This is a genomic window from Ruegeria sp. BF8, from assembly GCF_056538625.1.
Window position 1 is genome coordinate 383,634 of sequence record NZ_JBQFTL010000004.1, and the last position, 15,678, is coordinate 399,311.

A 15,678-nucleotide genomic window follows, 5' to 3' on the forward strand; every position below is an offset into this window, starting at 1 on the left:
ACGTCTTTCATGTTCAGGCCGCCTTGTTCTGGGGGGTCACTTCGCCAGCGCGGTACAGCTGGCCGAATTCGGTGTTCAGGAAGTCATCCAGCCCGACCTGCTCTTGCCGGACAAAGCCTTGGGTGGGCAGCGCGCCGGTGCGCATCAGGTCGACCACGCCCAGAACGCCGGCGGCGGTGGTGATCTGGATCGCGCTCCAGACCTGGCCGTCGATGGTGCGGGCAAAGGATTTGTTGATCAGGGATTTCTCGCGCAGGGCCTCGTCGATCATGCCCTTGGCCGTGCAATAGACCAGAACCACATCCTGATCGGTGCGCGGCAGCGCGGTTTCAAAGATGTCCTTCAACAGGTCGCGGCGCTGGCCCAGGCCCAGATCGGTCAACAGCAGCTTCAGGATGTCGCGATGGCCGGGATAGCGGATCGAGCGATAGGACACCGCCCGCGCCTTGCCGGCCAGCGTCTCGGGCAAGGTGCCCAGGCCGCCCGAAGTGTTGAAGCATTCGTATTCCACACCGTCATGGCCGATGATCTCGTAATCCTCGAGCGGCGCGGTCTTGACCCGTTCGCCATTCACGATGGCGTCGCAGGGGTTGCAGTATTCGTTGATCAGCCCATCGGTGGACCAGGTCAGATTGTATTTCAGCGCATTGGTCGGATAGAGCGGCAGCGCACCCACCCGCATGTGCAGGCTGTCCAGCGTGTCGAACTCGGCCGCCAGTGCGGCTCCCGCTATGCCGACGAAACCCGGCGCCAATCCGCATTGCGGCATGAAGGCGGTGCCGCTGTCGCGGGCCAAATCGCGCACGGCGTTGGTGGCCGCGACATCCTCGGTCAGGTCGAAATAATGCGCGCCCGCGGCCTTGGCCGCCTTGGCGATGGCAGGCGTCAGGAAAAACGGTGCGGCCGAGATCACCGCATCGAACCCCGCAAGCCCCTGTGCCAGCCCGGCTTCGTCGCCCGCGTCGATCTGGCGGGTGGTGATGCCCTGCCTGTTCAACGCCGACAAGGCCGTCAGGTCATGGTCGGCCACGGTTACGGTATAATTGTGCGATTTCTTCAACAGGGCGGCGATCATCTGTCCGATCTTTCCGGCCCCGACGACGCAGATGTTCCAACTCATTGCGCGCCTCCTCCTCTGCTCTGGTTCCAGTATGACCGCGCCGCCGTCCGGGCACAGCAATCGAGTTGACGAAACGGGCGGCTTTTTCGACATAATGACGAAAATTGAATCATAATGTCGGATCACGGCCGCAGCGTCTTGGAACCTGACGTCAGGGGTGGAAATGCCTTGCAACCGATTGCACCATTTTTGCAATGATGCGACATTCAACAGACCCGATCGACCTCACGAAGGAGACCAGGCAAGTGGGCGTTACGCTGAAGGAAGTTGCGGCCTTGGCCGGGGTGTCGCGGTCGGCGGTGTCGCGCACCTTCACGCCGGGCGCCTCGGTCTCGGCCAAGACCCGCGCCAAGGTGGAAAAGGCCGCCAAGGAACTGGGCTACAGCCCCAACGCGCTCGCCTCGTCGCTGACCACGGGGCGGACCAAGCTGATCGGGCTGATCTCGAACAACTTCCACAACCCCATCTTTCTTGAGGTTTTCGACCAGTTCACCCGCGCCCTGCAGGAACGCGGGCTGCGTCCCCTGATCGTGAACCTGACCGACGAGACCGAGCCCGCCAATTCCGTTCGCATGCTGCGGCAGTATTCGGTGGATGCGGTGATCGTCGCCTCGTCGACCTTGCCGCCCAGCTTTGCCAAGGCGTTTCACGATGCTGGCGTGCCGGTGGTGCACACCTTCGGGCGCTCGGCGACCTCGCCCGAGGTGCATGTGGTGGGCATCGACAATGTCGAATGCGGACGCATGGCCGCGCGCGAGCTGGTGGCGCGAGGCTATGCCAGCGTGGGCTACTTGGGCGGGCCGATCGATGCGACCTCGGCGCGCGACCGGCAACGGGGCTTTACCGAGGAAATGGCAAACCACCCGCAGATTCCGGTCAGCCATTCTTTCGCCGGGGCCTACTCCTTCGAGGCCGGCCGGGCCGAGATGCTGCGCCTGCTGGCGGGTGACCCGGCGCAGGCCTATTTCTGCGGCGACGACATCCTGTCGATCGGTGCGCTGTCGGCGCTGGCCGACCACGGGCTGAAACCGGGTTCCGACATCGGGATCATCGGCCTGAACGACATGGAGATGTCGCGCTGGGAATACATCAACCTGACGACCATCCATCAGCCGATCAAGCAGATCATCACCGCGTCGGTCGATCTGGTCGAAGAGATGCTGAAAACGCCCGATCGCTACCCCGAGGCGCGGATCTTCCCCTGCCGGGTGATCGAGCGGGGCACGTTGCGGCCCCGCCCCTGATCAACGGAACATCGGCGGGCGCGCGTCCTGCCAGGCGCCCTCGGCCCGGGCCGAGGCCACGGCCGCGTGCACCGCGGCAATCGAGCGGACGCCATCGGCGGCATCGGGCAGCCCATCGCGCGGCTCGCCCCGGATCGCGTCGGCCAGATCGCAATAGATATTGGCTACAGCCAGCGGAAAGCCCTCGGGATGGGCAATCGCCACCCGCGACAGGCGCATCGCGTCTTCATGCAGGCCGCCCTCGCCCTTTTCGATGATCTGGGTTCGTCCACCGACCGGGGTGTAGATCAGCTGGTTGGGGTGTTCGGACGCCCAGCGCAGCCCGCCGGTCTCGCCGAACACCTGGATGTCGAACCCGTGCTGCCGCCCGATCGCCACGGACGAGGTCCACAACCGGCCCACGGTGCCGCCCTCCATGCGGAAATTGACCATCGCGTCGTCTTCCAGCTGGCGGCTGGGAATGGTCGAGGCCATGTCGGCCGACAGCGTCGCGACCTCGTCATCGCAGATGAAGCTGGCCATGTGCAGCGCGTGGATGCCGCAATCGGCGAATTGCCCCGACACGCCCGCCATGGCCGGATCATAACGCCAGCGCACGCGCGGATTGTCCGCGTCGGTGGCGTCCCCATGATGGCCGTGGCTGAAATTGGTGACGACCAGGCGCACCTTGCCGATCTCGCCGGCGCGGACCATGGCGCGGGCCTGCCGCACCATCGGATAGGCCGAATAGCAGTAGTTGACCGCACAGATCTTACCCGACTCCCGGGCCACGCGCACGATCTCTTCGCCCTCTTCCACGGTCATGGTCATCGGCTTTTCGCACAGCACGTTGAACCCGGCCTCGAGATACGCCTTGGCGATCTCGAAATGGGTGGCGTTCGGGGTGGCGATGGTTACAAGGTCGATCCGGTTGGGCCGGTCCTTTTCGCCGGCCAGCATTTCCTGCCAGTCGCCATAGGCGCGGTCGGCGGGCACACCCAGCCGCTGCGCATAGGCGCGCCCCGCCTCGGGCCGGTGGTCCAGCGCGCCGGCGGCGAATTCGAACAGGCCGTCGGCCTGTGCGCCCAGACGGTGGGCGGGTCCGATCTGGCTGCCTTCTCCGCCCCCGATCATGCCCCATTTCAACTTTGCCATGGTCTTGGTCTCTCTGCGAACAATGTTGGATTACGTGTCGGGCCTAAAACGTGCTGACGTCCTGCCAACCGCGACTGTCGGCCGAGGCCAGCGCCGCCGCCAGAACCCGGTTGACCTCGTGCCCGTCCCGGAAGGTGGGCCAGTTGCTCCGGCCGGAATGAATGGCGGTCAGAAAATCCTTGGCTTCGATGATGATCTGATCCTGATATCCGGTGCCGTGGCCGGGACCCTGGCAAAAGGGCTCATAATCGGGATGCTCCGGACCGGTCAGGATCTTGGTGAAACCGCGCTGGGCCTCGGGGCCTTCGCGGCGATAGAGCCACAGGGCGTTCTGATCCTCCTGGTCAAACCGGATCGCGCCCTTGGTGCCTGAAATCTCGTAGGCATAACCCATCTTGCGGCCGGTCGCGATACGGCTGAAATATAGGTTCCCCATGACGCCGTTTTCAAACCGACACATCATCTGGGCGTGGTCGTCATTGGTCACTGCACCGCCCGGGCGGGTGTGGTGAACGGTTTCCACATCGGCCATGACCTGCGCGATCGGCCCCACCAGAGCCAGCGCGCCATTGACCATGTGCGGCGCCAGATCGCCGATGGTGCCGTTGGCCATGCCGGTCGTGCGCCAGGTCGCCGGGGCCTCGGGGTCGGCATAGAAATCCTCGGTATGTTCACCGCGGAACCATGTGATGTCGCCAATCGCGCCGTCGGCGATCAGCTGGCGGGCAAACTGGCTGGCCGGGGTGCGGATATAGTTGAACCCGACCATGTTGACGGTGCCCGAGGCCTCGGCCGCCGCCACCATGGCACGGCTGTCCTCAAGCGACGCGCCCAGCGGTTTTTCGCACAGCACCGGCTTGCCCAGCGCCAGTGCCGCCTCGGCGATCTGCCGGTGGGTGGACTGGGGCGATGCAATCACGACGGCCTCGACCACCGGATCTTTGACCAAGGTCTGCCAGTCGGCGGTGGCACGGCGGAACCCGTAGGCGGCGCGGTAGCGTTCGGCACTGTCAAGGCTTGAGGCGCAAATCATCTCGAGCCGCGGTCTGAGCGCGGTGTCGAACACGGCGCCCACGGCGGACATGGCCACCGAATGGGCTTTGCCCATATAGCCGCCTCCGACGATTCCAATTCCGATTTCTCGCATTTTGGGCGGCTCCGAACATACTGATTGCAACCGGTTGCAAAATCAGTATCGTGAGAATCGATCCAATGCAAGGTCCATCGGATCGGCGGGATCAAAATGCCTGGGAGGTACAGTTTGAGTCACTTGATCGACGGCATCAAAGGAAACCGGTTTGCCGTTTTCGGGCGCGCTGGCATGGACATGTTCGCCGATCCGGTCGGTGTCAAAAGCGAACATGCCGACATGTTCCGCGCGGACTTGGGCGGTTCGTCCGCGAATATCTGCGCGGGTCTGGTCAAGCTGGGCAGCCAGGCGTCGCTGATCACCTCTGTCTCGGATGACGCGGTTGGGCGATTCTGCCTCAACAAGTTGCATCACTATGGTGTCGACACCTCTTTCATTCGCGTCGTCGGCGGTGAATACCGCATGTCCTTGGCGGTCTATGAAAGCTGCATCGAGGACTTTCAGAACGTCATCTACCGAAACGGCGCCGTCGATTTTCAGGTCACTGAAGATGACATGGACCGGGTCGACTATGGTCGTTTCAGCGCGGCGATCTCGGCCGGAACCGTGCTTGCCGCCGAACCGTCGCGCAGCGCCACGTTTCGCGCCTTCGACAATGCGCGCAAGGCCGGTCTGCCGGTGATCTTCGACATCGACTATCGGCCCTACAGCTGGCCCTCGGCGCAGGTCGCCGCCGACGTGCTGTCGCGCGCGGGCGAGGCCAGCGACATGATCGTCGGCAATGACGAAGAATTCGGCTTCATGGCCGGTGGGATCGAGAAAGGCTTCCGGAAAGCCTGCGATCTGGCCGAGAAACCCGGCCGCATCGTCATCTACAAGATGGGCGAAAAGGGCGCCGTGACCCTGACCGACGGGCAAGAGATCCACACCGGCATCTACCCGGTCACCGCCGTCAAACCCAACGGCGCGGGCGACAGCTTCATGGCCGGGCTGCTGGCCTCGATCGCGGCGGGCCATTCGCTGGAACAGGCGGTGTTGCGCGGCTCGGCGTGCGCCTCGATCGTCGTGTCCAAACCAGGCTGCGCGCCCGCCATGCCAACCACCGAAGACCTGGACGCTTTCCTTGCGTCCCACCCCGGCCCCACCCCGGCCGGATAGGAGAGCCCGATGCACATCCCCCCGTTCGACAACCAGAACAAACCCATCGTCGATGTCGATGATCCGACCGTGCCGCTGAACTATTTCAACATCGTCAAGTTGAAGCGCGGCGAAGCCTTCGAATACCAGGTCCCAGGGTACGAGACCTGCATCGTGCCCGCCACCGGCAGCGTCGATGTGGATGTCGAGGGCGTGCACTTTGCCCATCTGGGCAACCGGGGCGAGGATGTCTGGGATGGCGAGCCCGAGGGGGCTTATGTCCCGTCAGGGGCACGGGCGCAGATGGTCTGCGTCTCGGATACGGCCGAGGTGTTCGTGGCCGGCGCAAAGTATGACAAGGTGCTGGACCCGTTCGACGTGCGCGAGCATGACTTGGTGCAATATGGCAGCGACGACACCAAGACCCATCGCAAGATCAAGCATATCCTGGGCCAGAAGCAGCATGACAAGGTCGGCCGCCTGCTGGTGAGCGAGCTGTTCACCGTGGGTCAGGGCGGCTGGTCGGGCTTTCCCAGCCACAAGCACGACACCAACCGCCTGCCGGACGAGACCCGGCATGACGAGACCTACAATTTCCGTTTCAAACCGAACTGGGGCTCGGGCCTGCAGATGCTGCAGCGCGAGGACAACGAACCGGGTGACGCCTATCACATCGTCGATGGCTCGACGATCTGTATCGACAAGGGCTATCACCCCTGCTGCGTTCTGCCGGGATACGAGATGTATTACTTCACCATCCTCGGCGGACTGACCCAGCGGTCGCTGGTGCAGTATTTCCAACCCACCCACGCCTATCAGATCGAAACGATCCCGGGCATCAAAGACATGATCGCCAAGTTCAAATGACCCTCGTTACGCTCAAAGACGTCCTGCAACCCGCCTATGAACAGGGCTATGCCGTCGGCGGCCTCGTGACGTTGGGCTGGGAGGACATGCGCGCCTATGTAGCCGCGGCCGAGGCCGAGAACGCCCCGGTGATCCTGCAGGCCGGCCCCAGCTGCCGCGAGCACACGCCGCTGCCGGTTCTGGGCAAGATGTTCCGTTATCTGGCCGAAAACGCCTCGGTGCCCGTCGTGGCGCATCTGGACCACGGCTATACGTTCGAGGAGTGCAAGATCGCGCTGGACAGCGGGTTCACCTCGCTGATGTTCGACGGATCGCGCAAGCCCCTGCAGCAGAATATCGACGAGACCGCCGGGATTGCCGAAATGGCCCACGCCGCCGGGGTCTCGTGCGAGGGCGAAATCGGCTTCGTCGGCTATTCCGGCGGCGAAGGCTCGGCCGGGACCGACCCGGACGAGGCCGCCACCTTCGCCGCCCAGACCGGCGTGGATGCGATGGCGATTTCGGTCGGAAACGTCCACCTTCAGCAGAACAAGGAAGGCGGGCTGGACGAGGACCGCATCCGCCGGGTTCAGGCCGTGACCAACGTGCCGCTGGTGATCCATGGCGGATCGGGCGTGCCCGTCGAACAGCGCGCGCGGCTGGCGCGTGAAACCGCGATCTGCAAGTTCAACATCGGGACCGAGCTGCGCATGGCCTTCGGCGCCGCCCTGCGCGCGGCCGTGAACCGCGACCCCGACCGGTTCGATCGGGTGACGATCCTGAAGGAAACCCATGATCCGGTCGTTGCTGCCGCCCGCACCGTGATCCGCGCCTTTGGTGCACCGCCGCAGCGCTAACCGTCCGGACCTGTGCCGTTCTTCAACACGCGCAGGCGGATCCTAATCGTCGCGCCCCGGTTCGTTTGGATTGCTGGAAAACAGGGCAATCTTGTTGCCCTGTGGGTCCCGCAGATAGCCGACATAAAAACGTGGCCCGTACATGGCGCGAAAGCCCGGCTGACCTTCGTCCGATCCGCCGGCCCGCAGCGCGGCGGCGTACAGGTCGCGCACCTGCTGCTGACTTCGCGCCTCGAAGGCGACCATCGCACCATTCCCGGCCGAGGCCGCAGCCCCATCGAAAGGCGGTTTGACATAAAATTCCGGCAGAACCGGTTGCTGGCCCGGCGGCACCGGCAGGGCGAAACTCAGCCCCTCGGGACCCTCTTCCAGCGCATAGCCGAGATCCGGCAGAAAGGCGCAGTAAAACCGTTTTGCACGCGCGATGTCGTCCGCGCCGACCGTGACATAGGAAATCATCCCGCATCTTTCCTTGCCGGGTGTCGATCCGTCAACCGGCCCCAGCGTATCGACGCACATCCATTCCGGACGGGAACGACCCCATGATCGTCAGATCGAGCCGCCCTCGACCATGAAGTTCCCGGCACTGCACATGGCCGCGTCGTCCGAGGCCAGAAACAGCACCATCCGCGCCACATAGACCGGGTCGATCGGGTCGGGCAGGCATTGGCGGTCGATTTGTTTGGCCAGCGCCTCGGGTGTGACCCACAGGTCTTTCTGGCGCTGGGTCATGATCCAGCCGGGCACGACCGTGTTGACCCGGATCCGATGATCGCCCAGTTCCCGCGCCATGGTGCGGGTCAGGCCGTGCACAGCGGATTTTGCGGTGGCATAGGCGGGAAAGCCCGCGCCGGCCTCCCACCAGGAATTCGAGCCGATATTGATGATCGATCCCGCGCCCTTTTCGATCATGCCGGGCGCCACGGACTGGATGGCAAAAAACATGTGGCGGAGGTTGGTCGCCATGCGCTCGTCCCAATAGTCTGGCGTTACCTCGCGCCAGTCGTGCCGGTCGTCATGCGCGGCGTTGTTGACCAGTACATCCGCCGCGCCCAGCGCGCCCGCCAGCTCGTCAAAAGCAGACCGCAGCGCCGCGATGTCACGCAGGTCGCAGGCGGCAAAGGCGTTGGTTCCGTCCAGTTCGGCCAGCAGCGCGTTTCCGCCCTCGGCGTTGATGTCGACAAAGCCGACCTTGGCCCCCTGCTCGGCAAAGCCGCGCACGATCTCGCGCCCGATGCCCGAGGCCCCGCCGGTCACGAATACGGTGCGCCCTTTCAGGCAGGGATAGATGGCAAAACCCTTGGTCATTTGTCGCGCTCCATGATCCATTCCACTTCGGGCGCCGGAACGAAACGCCATTTGCGCAGCGGCCCGGCCATGACGTTCAGATAATACATCTCGAACCCGTAGGGCGCCCCGCAAGGGTGGTGCCCGCGCGGCACCAGTACCACATCGCCATCGGACACGGCCATGGTTTCGTCCAACTGACCGTCATCGGTATAGACGCGCTGGATGCCGAACCCGCTGGCCGGGTTCAGGCGGTGGTAATAGGTCTCTTCCAGATAGGTGATGCGGGGATAGTCATCCTCGTCATGCCGGTGACTGGGGTAGGATGACCAATGGCCGTGGGGGGTGAAGACCTCGGTCACCAGCAGGCTGTCGGCGTAATCCTCGGCCTCCATCGCGATGTTGTTGATGTGGCGCGTGTTCGTTCCCTTGCCGCGCTCGGTCAGGGTGATGCCCTCGGGCCCGATCCGGCGCGGGGCATGGCCGCCCTTGCCCGGGGCCGAGCACACGGCGATCACGCAATCGGTTTCGGCCGTGGCCTCCCACTCGGTGCCGTTGGGCAGGTACAGGCAATGGGGCGGGGATTTTTCGAACACGTTCATCCGGTCGCCCAACACGCCCCAATCCTGCCCGGCGCCGGTGATCCGGGCCTTGCCCTCGACCATCACCAGAATGACCTCGCGGTCGCCGGTGACCTCGGCGGCGCGGTCGCCGGCCCGCAGGTGATAAAGGCCAAAGCCCACATAGCGCCAGCCGGCGCTGGCCGGCGTGATGTCATGAACCTTGCCATGGGTTCCGAACGGTTTTCTCAGCAGTTCTGCCATCGGTTTCACCTGTGTTGGGGCAGCACCGGCCGCCCGGGTTCCGTCATGCCGTCTGCCGCGCCTGCCGCGCGTCCAGTGCCTGCTCCAGCTGCGCCTGCGTCCAGCTTTCCGACACCGCCCGGCGCAGGATATCGGCCTGGCTGGGCGGAGCGTTTCCGCCCACCGGCGGATCGGTATCCAGATTGGTCGGAAAGGGATAGCCTTCGGCCGTGGCCGCGATCGCGGCGCCTATGCGGGCATCATCCAGATCGCCGCGCTGGCTCAACGCCATCAGTGCCGGGAATACGGCCAGACACATCGCCCTGCGGTCCACCGCCTCCATCGCCCGCCCGAAGGCTGACGACACCTGCAGCAGGTTGGCCATCCGGTGGATGTCGGCGCTGCTGTTTTCGCCGGCTGCATGGAACAGCGCCGGGTTGAAGAACACCGCATCGCCCTTGGCCAGCGGCAGCTGGATGCAGGCCCGTTCGAAATACGCCCGATGCGCGTCGTCGTGAAAGGCGACATAGCCGGGCCCATACAGCTGCGAGAACGGCAACAGCTTGGTCGGGCCGCTCTCGATGGGCATGTCGCAATGGGCAACCGCGCCCTGCAGGGTCAGCGCGGCGGTGACCATATGGGCATGCGCCGGGAACTGGGCCGCCTTGTCGGCGGTCTGGAACCCCAGGTGATAGTCTCGATGCGCCTGCTGCGCCTTGCCGCCCGGCCGCACCTGGTTGATCTGCGCGGTCATCTGGTAATCGGGGCCCAGCCAGGCCTCGCTGGCGGCGGCAATCGCCGTGTTGCCGAAATAGAGCGCAAAACCCTCGGGGTCGCGCAGGCATTGCTTTTGCAGCGCGTTCCACACCCGATCATTCGCGCCCGAAGCCGCAAAGTGATCACCTTCGCCGCCCCCGGCCTGAAGCTCATCTTCGATGATCCGGCGAAACACCTCGGTCGCCCGGTCGATGACCGAGGTCTCGGCATAGGCCCCTTTCAGCGCGATCACCCCGGCAGATCGGCCCAAAACCCAGCCCCATTCCGCCAGCAGGGCACGCCGGGTTTCGCGCGTTTCCAGGGCGGGCCGCAGCGCGTGCATGTCATAGACCGGCACGTTCTTTTCCACCGCGGCGGCGTGGGGCACCTGCTCGGGCAGAAGGCTCTGCGATGTCAGCACCTTGAATTCGTCGAGGTCACAGGACTCACGACCGAAATAGCCGACGAACCCAGTTTGCTGGCGGACCATGAAACGCTCCTTTCCCATGGCGGCGCCCCGGGGGGCGAAAGATCAGGCCGTGATCGTCAATCCGGCCTGACCGCAGACCTCGACGATGTGGTCATAACCCATCTTCGAGTATTCATAGGGCGGGGCCTTGGCCGGGTCCTGTTCGGCCTCGACCACGATCCAGCCTTCGTAATCCAGGGCTTTCAACGCATGGGCGACCTCCTGAAAGTCGATGCAGCCATCGCCGGGCACGGTGAAGGCCCCCGCGATCACTGCATCCAGGAAACTGCGCCGGTTGCCGCGGGTGTCGCGCACGATGCCGGGGCGGATGTCCTTGAAATGCACGTGATGCACCCGATCACCCCAGCGGTTCAGCGTAGCCAGTACATCACCGCCGCCGAACAGCAGATGCCCGGTGTCAAAGCACAGCTTCACTTCCGGCCCCGACCCCTCCATCAACCAGTTCACGTCATCTTCGCTTTCTATGATCGTGCCCATGTGGTGGTGATAGGCCATCGGCATCCCCTGATCGGCCATCCACTTGGCCAGTTCGGTGATCTTGGCGCCGTAGGCCTTGATCTCGTCTTTCGACAGCTGCGGGCGGTCATTGACCGGGGTGCCGATCTGGCCCTGAACCGTGTTCGAGCATTCGGCATAGACGATGCAGGGGCTGTTCAGCGCCACGAACTGTTCGACCTGCGCGCGCACCGCGTCGCGTTCGGCAGCGAAATCGTTGATCAGCGAATTGCCCGAACACCAGCCGCCGCACAGTGCAATGTCGTTGCCTTCCAGATAGGCGCGCAGGCCTGCGGTATCGGCGGGCATGCGCTGCCCGCGCTCAACCCCGGTATAGCCGATCTGACGCGCCTCTTTCAGGGCCTGTTCCATCGTGAACGCCGCCGTCAGGTCGGGCAGGTCGTCATTTTGCCACGCAATCGGAGAGATGCCGATCTTCACGCTCATTTGGTGTTTCTTTCCTTGATGGCAGCCTCGTAGGCCGCACGTTTTTCTTTCACTGCAGGGCGGGTGCTGACCTCGGGCACCGCCACTTCCCACCACGTGCCGCCATATTCGGTCGAGGGGTACGGGTCGGTGTCGATGACGATCACATAGGGGCCTTTGACTTCGCCGCGTTTGGCCAGCGCCTCTTCCAGCTCGGCGATCGAGCCGACCTTGACCGAGGTCGCCCCCATCGCCGCCGCATGGGCCGCAAAGTCGATGGCCGAGGGCGTCTCGTGCACCGCATGGTCCAGCAGGTTGTTGAACTCGGCCCCGCCGGTGCCCATCTGCAGCCGGTTGATGCAGCCAAAGCCCCGGTTGTCGGTGATCACCACGGTGAAGGACACGCCCATCATCGCCGCCGTCGCCATTTCCGAGTTGGCCATCATGTAGGTGCCGTCCCCGGTGAAACAGATCACGTCGCGATCGGGCTGGGCCATCTTGATGCCCATGGCGCCGGCGATCTCGTAGCCCATACAGCTGAAGCCGTATTCCATGTGATAGGCCCCCGGACGCGGCGCCTTCCACAGCTTGTGCAGCTCGCCCGGCATGGTGCCGGCGGCGCACATCACCACCGTGTCGTCATGTGCCGCGCGCTGTACCGCACCCACCACCTGCATGTCGGTGGGCAGCGCGTTGGCGTCACCCGGCGCATGGGTCAGCGCATCGACCTTGGCAAACCACTCGGCCTTGAGCGTGTCGGAAACCGGGTCGGTGCGATAGCCCTGCAGGGCTGCGCCCAATTCCTCGATCCCGACCCGCGCATCGGCCAGCAGCGGCATCGCGCCGTGTTTCGTGGCGTCATAGGCGGCGGTGTTCAGGCAGACCATCTTGCGCTCGGGGTTGGAAAACAGCCCCCAAGACCCGGTGGTGAAATCCTGAAACCGCGTGCCGATGCCCAGGATCAGATCTGCCTCGGCGCACACGGTGTTGGCGGGTTCGCCCCCGGTCACGCCGACCGGGCCCAGGTTCAGCGGGTGATCCCAGGCCAGGGCCGATTTGCCGGCTTGCGTCTCGGCAACAGGAGTGTTGTGGGTCTCGGCAAAGGCCTGCAGCGCGTCGGTCGCGCCGGAATAATGGACACCGCCGCCGGCCACGATGATCGGGCGTTTGGCCGACCGGATGGCCTCGGCCGCGCGGGCCAGCTCGCCTGCGTCGGGGCGGATGCGACGTTGGTGCCAGATGCACGGCTCGAAGAAGCTGAGCGGATAGTCATAGGCCTCGGCCTGCACGTCCTGGCAAAAGCCCAGGGTCACCGGCCCGCAATCGGCCGGGTCGGTCATGGTGCGGAAGGCGCGCGGCAGAGCGGTCAGCAGATGTTCGGGCCGGGTGATCCGGTCGAAATAGCGGCTGACCGGGCGGAAACAGTCATTGGCGCTGACGGTGCCATCCGTGAAATCCTCGGTCTGTTGCAGCACCGGGTCGGGGCCACGGCTGGCGAACACATCGCCGGGCAACAGCAGCACCGGCAGGCGGTTCACATGGGCCAGCGCGGCGGCCGTCACCATGTTGGTCGCCCCCGGCCCGATCGACGAGGTCACCGCCATGGCCCGGCTGCGCCGCATCTGCTTGGCATAGGCGATCGCGCAATGGGCCATGGTCTGTTCATTGTGACCGCGATAGGTGGGCAGGCTGTCGCGCACACCGTGCAGCGCCTCGCCCAGACCGGCCACGTTGCCATGGCCGAAAATCGCCCAGACACCGGCGATGAAGGGCTCGCCGTTCTCGTTCATCTGCGCGCCAAGGTAGCGCACCAAGGCCTGCGCCGCGGTCAGTCGGATTGTCTTGCTCATCATGATCCCTTTCAGAACGAGGCCGCTATGGGCAATCCGTTGCAATCATTCTGTCGTGAAAGGATCCGACACGCCCACCACCCAGACCGGGTGGCCCGGCCTGCCGGACCCTGGTGATATTGGTGCCCCGCACGATACGGGACACCGGGGAGAAACCTTCAGACGGTACCGCCCAGCGACCCTTCCAGCTCGGCCATCTCCTGCCCGCCGGCCATCATGTCCTGCAGCTCTTCGGGCGAGATCTCGCCGCGCCGGGCGGTGCCCAGCGTCTTGCCGCGGTTCAGAACCGTGAACCGGTCGCCCACGGCCAACGCGTGCCGGACATTGTGGCTGATGAAGACCACGCCGATGCCCTGGTGGCGCACCTTGTCGATGGTGGCCAGCACGTTCGATGTCTGCCGCACGCCCAACGCCGAGGTCGGTTCGTCCAGAATCAGGATCTTGGCGCCGAAATAGACCGCACGGGCAATCGCCACGGTCTGACGTTCGCCCCCCGACAGGGTGCCCACCGCCTGATCGGGGCCGCGCAGGTTGATGCCCATCTTGCGCATCTCTTCCATGCAGACCTCGTTGGCGTGCTCGATGTCGAACCGTTTCAACAGGCCTTTCCCCTTGGTCGGCTCGCGCCCCATGAAGAAATTGCGCGTGACACTCATCAGCGGGATCATCGCCAGGTCCTGGAACACGGTGGCGATGCCCGCCTCCATCGCGTCGCGGGGCGTGTCGAAGGACATCGGCTGGCCTTCGAAATAGATCTCGCCCTTGGTGGGTTTGTGCACCCCGGACATCGTCTTGATGAAGGTCGATTTGCCCGCCCCGTTGTCACCCAGCAGGCAGTGGCATTCACCCGGCTTGACGTCGAAACTGACGCCCGCCAACGCGATGATGTTGCCGAAATGCTTCTCGATCTCTTTCATTTCGACGACCGGGGCCACGTCCTTGACCGCGTCGCCGTGGTGGAACTTGGTATCTTCGGTCATGTCAGCGCTCCCCGGTTACGCGTTTGCGGATCGCGTTGTTGAACAGAACGGCGATCAGCAGCATCGCCCCCAGGAACACCTGGAACCAGTCCTGATCGAAATCGGTATAGGTCAGGCCGATGACCACCATGCCGAAGATGATCGCCCCGAAGAACGCCCCGATGGCCGATCCATACCCTCCGGTCAGCAAACAGCCACCGATCACCGCGGCGATGATCGCCTCGAATTCCTTCTGGAAGCCTCGCCGCGCGTCGGTCGAGCCTGCGTCGATCACGGTGATGATCGCCACCAGCGCGGCACAACAGGCAGTCAGCATGAACAGTGAAATCTTGACCCGGTTCACCGGTACGCCCGAGTTCGACGCCGCAACCCGGTCGCCGCCCGAGGCGAAGATCCAGTTGCCGGCCGGGGTGCGCAGCAGAACATAGGTGGCGGCAATGGCGAAGGCCACGAACCACAGGATTTCAACCGGGACACCCGGCACTTTGGGCGCGCCGCTTTTGAACGTGTCGATCAGGCCCTTTTCGGCCAGCCAGGTGAACAGGCTGGCAAAGGCTTCGCCGGAAAAGAACGGCGCGAGCCAGTCATTTTCGACCTGATCGCGCACGCCGCGCAGCTGGGTCGACCCGCCGGTGGCCGCCTTCAGCCCCACCAGGGACAGGCCGCGCAGAATGAACAGAAACGCCAGCGTCACGATGAAGGATGGCAGGCCCGAGCGGATGACGATGGTGCCGTTGATTGCCCCGACAAAGGCGGCAAAAACAAAAGTCATCGGGATCGCGGCCACCAAGGGCAGCTGCCAGGTCACCACGCAGACCCCGAAGAACAGGCCGGCAAAGGCCACCATGGAGCCGATCGACAGGTCAAACTCGCCCCCGATCATCAGCAGCGCCGCGCCGATGGCCAGAATACCCAGTTGGGCGGCCGGGGTCATGAAGTTCATGATGCCGGCAAGCGTGAACATCGATTCATCGGCCGTGATGGCGAAGAAGATGAAGACAAGGATCGCCCCTGCGATGGCCCCCAGTTCGGGCCGCTTCATCAGCTTGGTCAGGAACGGTTCCTTCTTGATCCGTTCGTCCATCGCCGCTTGTGCAGACTCGGTCATGGTTTCCTCCCGTTTGGCAGGGGCGGCGCCCTGACGCCGCCCCGATTTTCAGCCC

The 15,678-nt window shown here is 64.3% G+C and carries 15 protein-coding genes; 4 read left to right on the forward strand and 11 right to left on the reverse strand.

What is annotated here, in order from left to right; genetic code table 11:
• Positions 1–13: 13 nt before the first annotated feature.
• Positions 14–1,120 carry a saccharopine dehydrogenase family protein gene (locus tag ACR0LD_RS15575; protein WP_480637818.1) on the reverse strand — a complete coding sequence of 369 codons (1,107 nt, stop codon included), beginning with the start codon at positions 1,118–1,120 and terminating at the stop codon, positions 14–16.
• Between the two features lie 245 nt (positions 1,121–1,365).
• Between ACR0LD_RS15575 and ACR0LD_RS15580 the strand changes: the two genes are divergently transcribed.
• On the forward strand, positions 1,366–2,364 hold the full coding sequence (locus tag ACR0LD_RS15580; protein ID WP_260063892.1) for a LacI family DNA-binding transcriptional regulator: 999 nt from the start codon (positions 1,366–1,368) through the stop codon (positions 2,362–2,364).
• Here ACR0LD_RS15580 and ACR0LD_RS15585 read toward each other — a convergent pair whose 3' ends face one another.
• Together ACR0LD_RS15585 and ACR0LD_RS15590 are read right to left on the reverse strand one after the other, a co-directional pair.
• Positions 2,365–3,498: a Gfo/Idh/MocA family protein gene (locus tag ACR0LD_RS15585; RefSeq protein ID WP_170367494.1), complete on the reverse strand. Its 1,134-nt coding sequence runs from the start codon at positions 3,496–3,498 to the stop codon at positions 2,365–2,367. It lies immediately after the preceding gene.
• Positions 3,499–3,541: 43 nt separating this feature from the next.
• Positions 3,542–4,645: a Gfo/Idh/MocA family protein gene (locus tag ACR0LD_RS15590; protein ID WP_170367493.1), complete on the reverse strand. Its 1,104-nt coding sequence runs from the start codon at positions 4,643–4,645 to the stop codon at positions 3,542–3,544.
• 96 nt (positions 4,646–4,741) lie between these two features.
• On the opposite strand from ACR0LD_RS15590, the gene ACR0LD_RS15595 reads away from it, so the two are divergent.
• Genes ACR0LD_RS15595 through ACR0LD_RS15605 form a run of 3 tightly spaced genes read left to right on the forward strand, consistent with a single transcriptional unit; the run spans position 4,742 to position 7,428 of the window.
• The gene (locus ACR0LD_RS15595; protein WP_170367492.1) at positions 4,742–5,746 is read left to right on the forward strand and encodes a PfkB family carbohydrate kinase; all 1,005 of its coding nucleotides are present in this window, start codon (positions 4,742–4,744) and stop codon (positions 5,744–5,746) included.
• Between the two features lie 9 nt (positions 5,747–5,755).
• Complete coding sequence (locus ACR0LD_RS15600) at positions 5,756–6,592, forward strand: 5-deoxy-glucuronate isomerase (protein ID WP_170456715.1); 837 nt, start codon at positions 5,756–5,758, stop codon at positions 6,590–6,592.
• Positions 6,589–7,428: a class II fructose-bisphosphate aldolase gene (locus ACR0LD_RS15605; protein WP_480637822.1), complete on the forward strand. Its 840-nt coding sequence runs from the start codon at positions 6,589–6,591 to the stop codon at positions 7,426–7,428. Before ACR0LD_RS15600 ends, ACR0LD_RS15605 begins: the two co-directional genes overlap by 4 nt.
• Positions 7,429–7,470: 42 nt before the next feature.
• Here ACR0LD_RS15605 and ACR0LD_RS15610 read toward each other — a convergent pair whose 3' ends face one another.
• The 8 genes from ACR0LD_RS15610 to ACR0LD_RS15645 form a co-directional block, all read right to left on the reverse strand.
• The gene (locus ACR0LD_RS15610) at positions 7,471–7,887 is read right to left on the reverse strand and encodes a VOC family protein (protein WP_480637824.1); all 417 of its coding nucleotides are present in this window, start codon (positions 7,885–7,887) and stop codon (positions 7,471–7,473) included.
• A gap of 90 nt (positions 7,888–7,977) precedes the next feature.
• Positions 7,978–8,736 (reverse strand): SDR family NAD(P)-dependent oxidoreductase, encoded by a 759-nt coding sequence (locus tag ACR0LD_RS15615; RefSeq protein WP_170510267.1) that lies wholly within the window; start codon positions 8,734–8,736, stop codon positions 7,978–7,980.
• On the reverse strand, positions 8,733–9,539 hold the full coding sequence (gene iolB / locus ACR0LD_RS15620; RefSeq protein ID WP_170456723.1) for a 5-deoxy-glucuronate isomerase: 807 nt from the start codon (positions 9,537–9,539) through the stop codon (positions 8,733–8,735). Before iolB ends, ACR0LD_RS15615 begins: the two co-directional genes overlap by 4 nt.
• Before the next feature lie 43 nt (positions 9,540–9,582).
• On the reverse strand, positions 9,583–10,764 hold the full coding sequence (locus ACR0LD_RS15625) for a phytanoyl-CoA dioxygenase family protein (protein ID WP_480637827.1): 1,182 nt from the start codon (positions 10,762–10,764) through the stop codon (positions 9,583–9,585).
• Between the two features lie 42 nt (positions 10,765–10,806).
• Complete coding sequence (gene iolE / locus ACR0LD_RS15630) at positions 10,807–11,706, reverse strand: myo-inosose-2 dehydratase (protein WP_170445137.1); 900 nt, start codon at positions 11,704–11,706, stop codon at positions 10,807–10,809.
• Complete coding sequence (gene iolD, locus ACR0LD_RS15635) at positions 11,703–13,535, reverse strand: 3D-(3,5/4)-trihydroxycyclohexane-1,2-dione acylhydrolase (decyclizing) (RefSeq protein ID WP_480637829.1); 1,833 nt, start codon at positions 13,533–13,535, stop codon at positions 11,703–11,705. The genes iolE and iolD overlap by 4 nt, the downstream gene beginning before the upstream one ends.
• A gap of 158 nt (positions 13,536–13,693) precedes the next feature.
• Positions 13,694–14,515 carry an ATP-binding cassette domain-containing protein gene (locus tag ACR0LD_RS15640; RefSeq protein WP_093963708.1) on the reverse strand — a complete coding sequence of 274 codons (822 nt, stop codon included), beginning with the start codon at positions 14,513–14,515 and terminating at the stop codon, positions 13,694–13,696.
• 1 nt (position 14,516) lies between these two features.
• Positions 14,517–15,623: an ABC transporter permease gene (locus tag ACR0LD_RS15645; RefSeq protein WP_170343202.1), complete on the reverse strand. Its 1,107-nt coding sequence runs from the start codon at positions 15,621–15,623 to the stop codon at positions 14,517–14,519.
• Between the last annotated feature and the right edge of the window lie 55 nt (positions 15,624–15,678).

Bases quoted from the DNA above. Each gene is read 5' to 3' on its own strand.
- ACR0LD_RS15610 (WP_480637824.1), bottom strand. From the start codon at position 7,887: ATGATTTCCTATGTCACGGTCGGCGCGGACGACATCGCGCGTGCAAAA.
- ACR0LD_RS15575 (WP_480637818.1), bottom strand. From the start codon at position 1,120: ATGAGTTGGAACATCTGCGTCGTCGGGGCCGGAAAGATCGGACAGATG.
- ACR0LD_RS15585 (WP_170367494.1), bottom strand. From the start codon at position 3,498: ATGGCAAAGTTGAAATGGGGCATGATCGGGGGCGGAGAAGGCAGCCAG.
- ACR0LD_RS15645 (WP_170343202.1), bottom strand. From the start codon at position 15,623: ATGACCGAGTCTGCACAAGCGGCGATGGACGAACGGATCAAGAAGGAA.
- iolB (WP_170456723.1), bottom strand. From the start codon at position 9,539: ATGGCAGAACTGCTGAGAAAACCGTTCGGAACCCATGGCAAGGTTCAT.
- ACR0LD_RS15595 (WP_170367492.1), top strand. From the start codon at position 4,742: ATGCCTGGGAGGTACAGTTTGAGTCACTTGATCGACGGCATCAAAGGA.
- ACR0LD_RS15615 (WP_170510267.1), bottom strand. From the start codon at position 8,736: ATGACCAAGGGTTTTGCCATCTATCCCTGCCTGAAAGGGCGCACCGTA.
- ACR0LD_RS15590 (WP_170367493.1), bottom strand. From the start codon at position 4,645: ATGCGAGAAATCGGAATTGGAATCGTCGGAGGCGGCTATATGGGCAAA.
- ACR0LD_RS15605 (WP_480637822.1), top strand. From the start codon at position 6,589: ATGACCCTCGTTACGCTCAAAGACGTCCTGCAACCCGCCTATGAACAG.
- ACR0LD_RS15640 (WP_093963708.1), bottom strand. From the start codon at position 14,515: ATGACCGAAGATACCAAGTTCCACCACGGCGACGCGGTCAAGGACGTG.
- ACR0LD_RS15625 (WP_480637827.1), bottom strand. From the start codon at position 10,764: ATGGTCCGCCAGCAAACTGGGTTCGTCGGCTATTTCGGTCGTGAGTCC.
- iolD (WP_480637829.1), bottom strand. From the start codon at position 13,535: ATGAGCAAGACAATCCGACTGACCGCGGCGCAGGCCTTGGTGCGCTAC.
- iolE (WP_170445137.1), bottom strand. From the start codon at position 11,706: ATGAGCGTGAAGATCGGCATCTCTCCGATTGCGTGGCAAAATGACGAC.
- ACR0LD_RS15600 (WP_170456715.1), top strand. From the start codon at position 5,756: ATGCACATCCCCCCGTTCGACAACCAGAACAAACCCATCGTCGATGTC.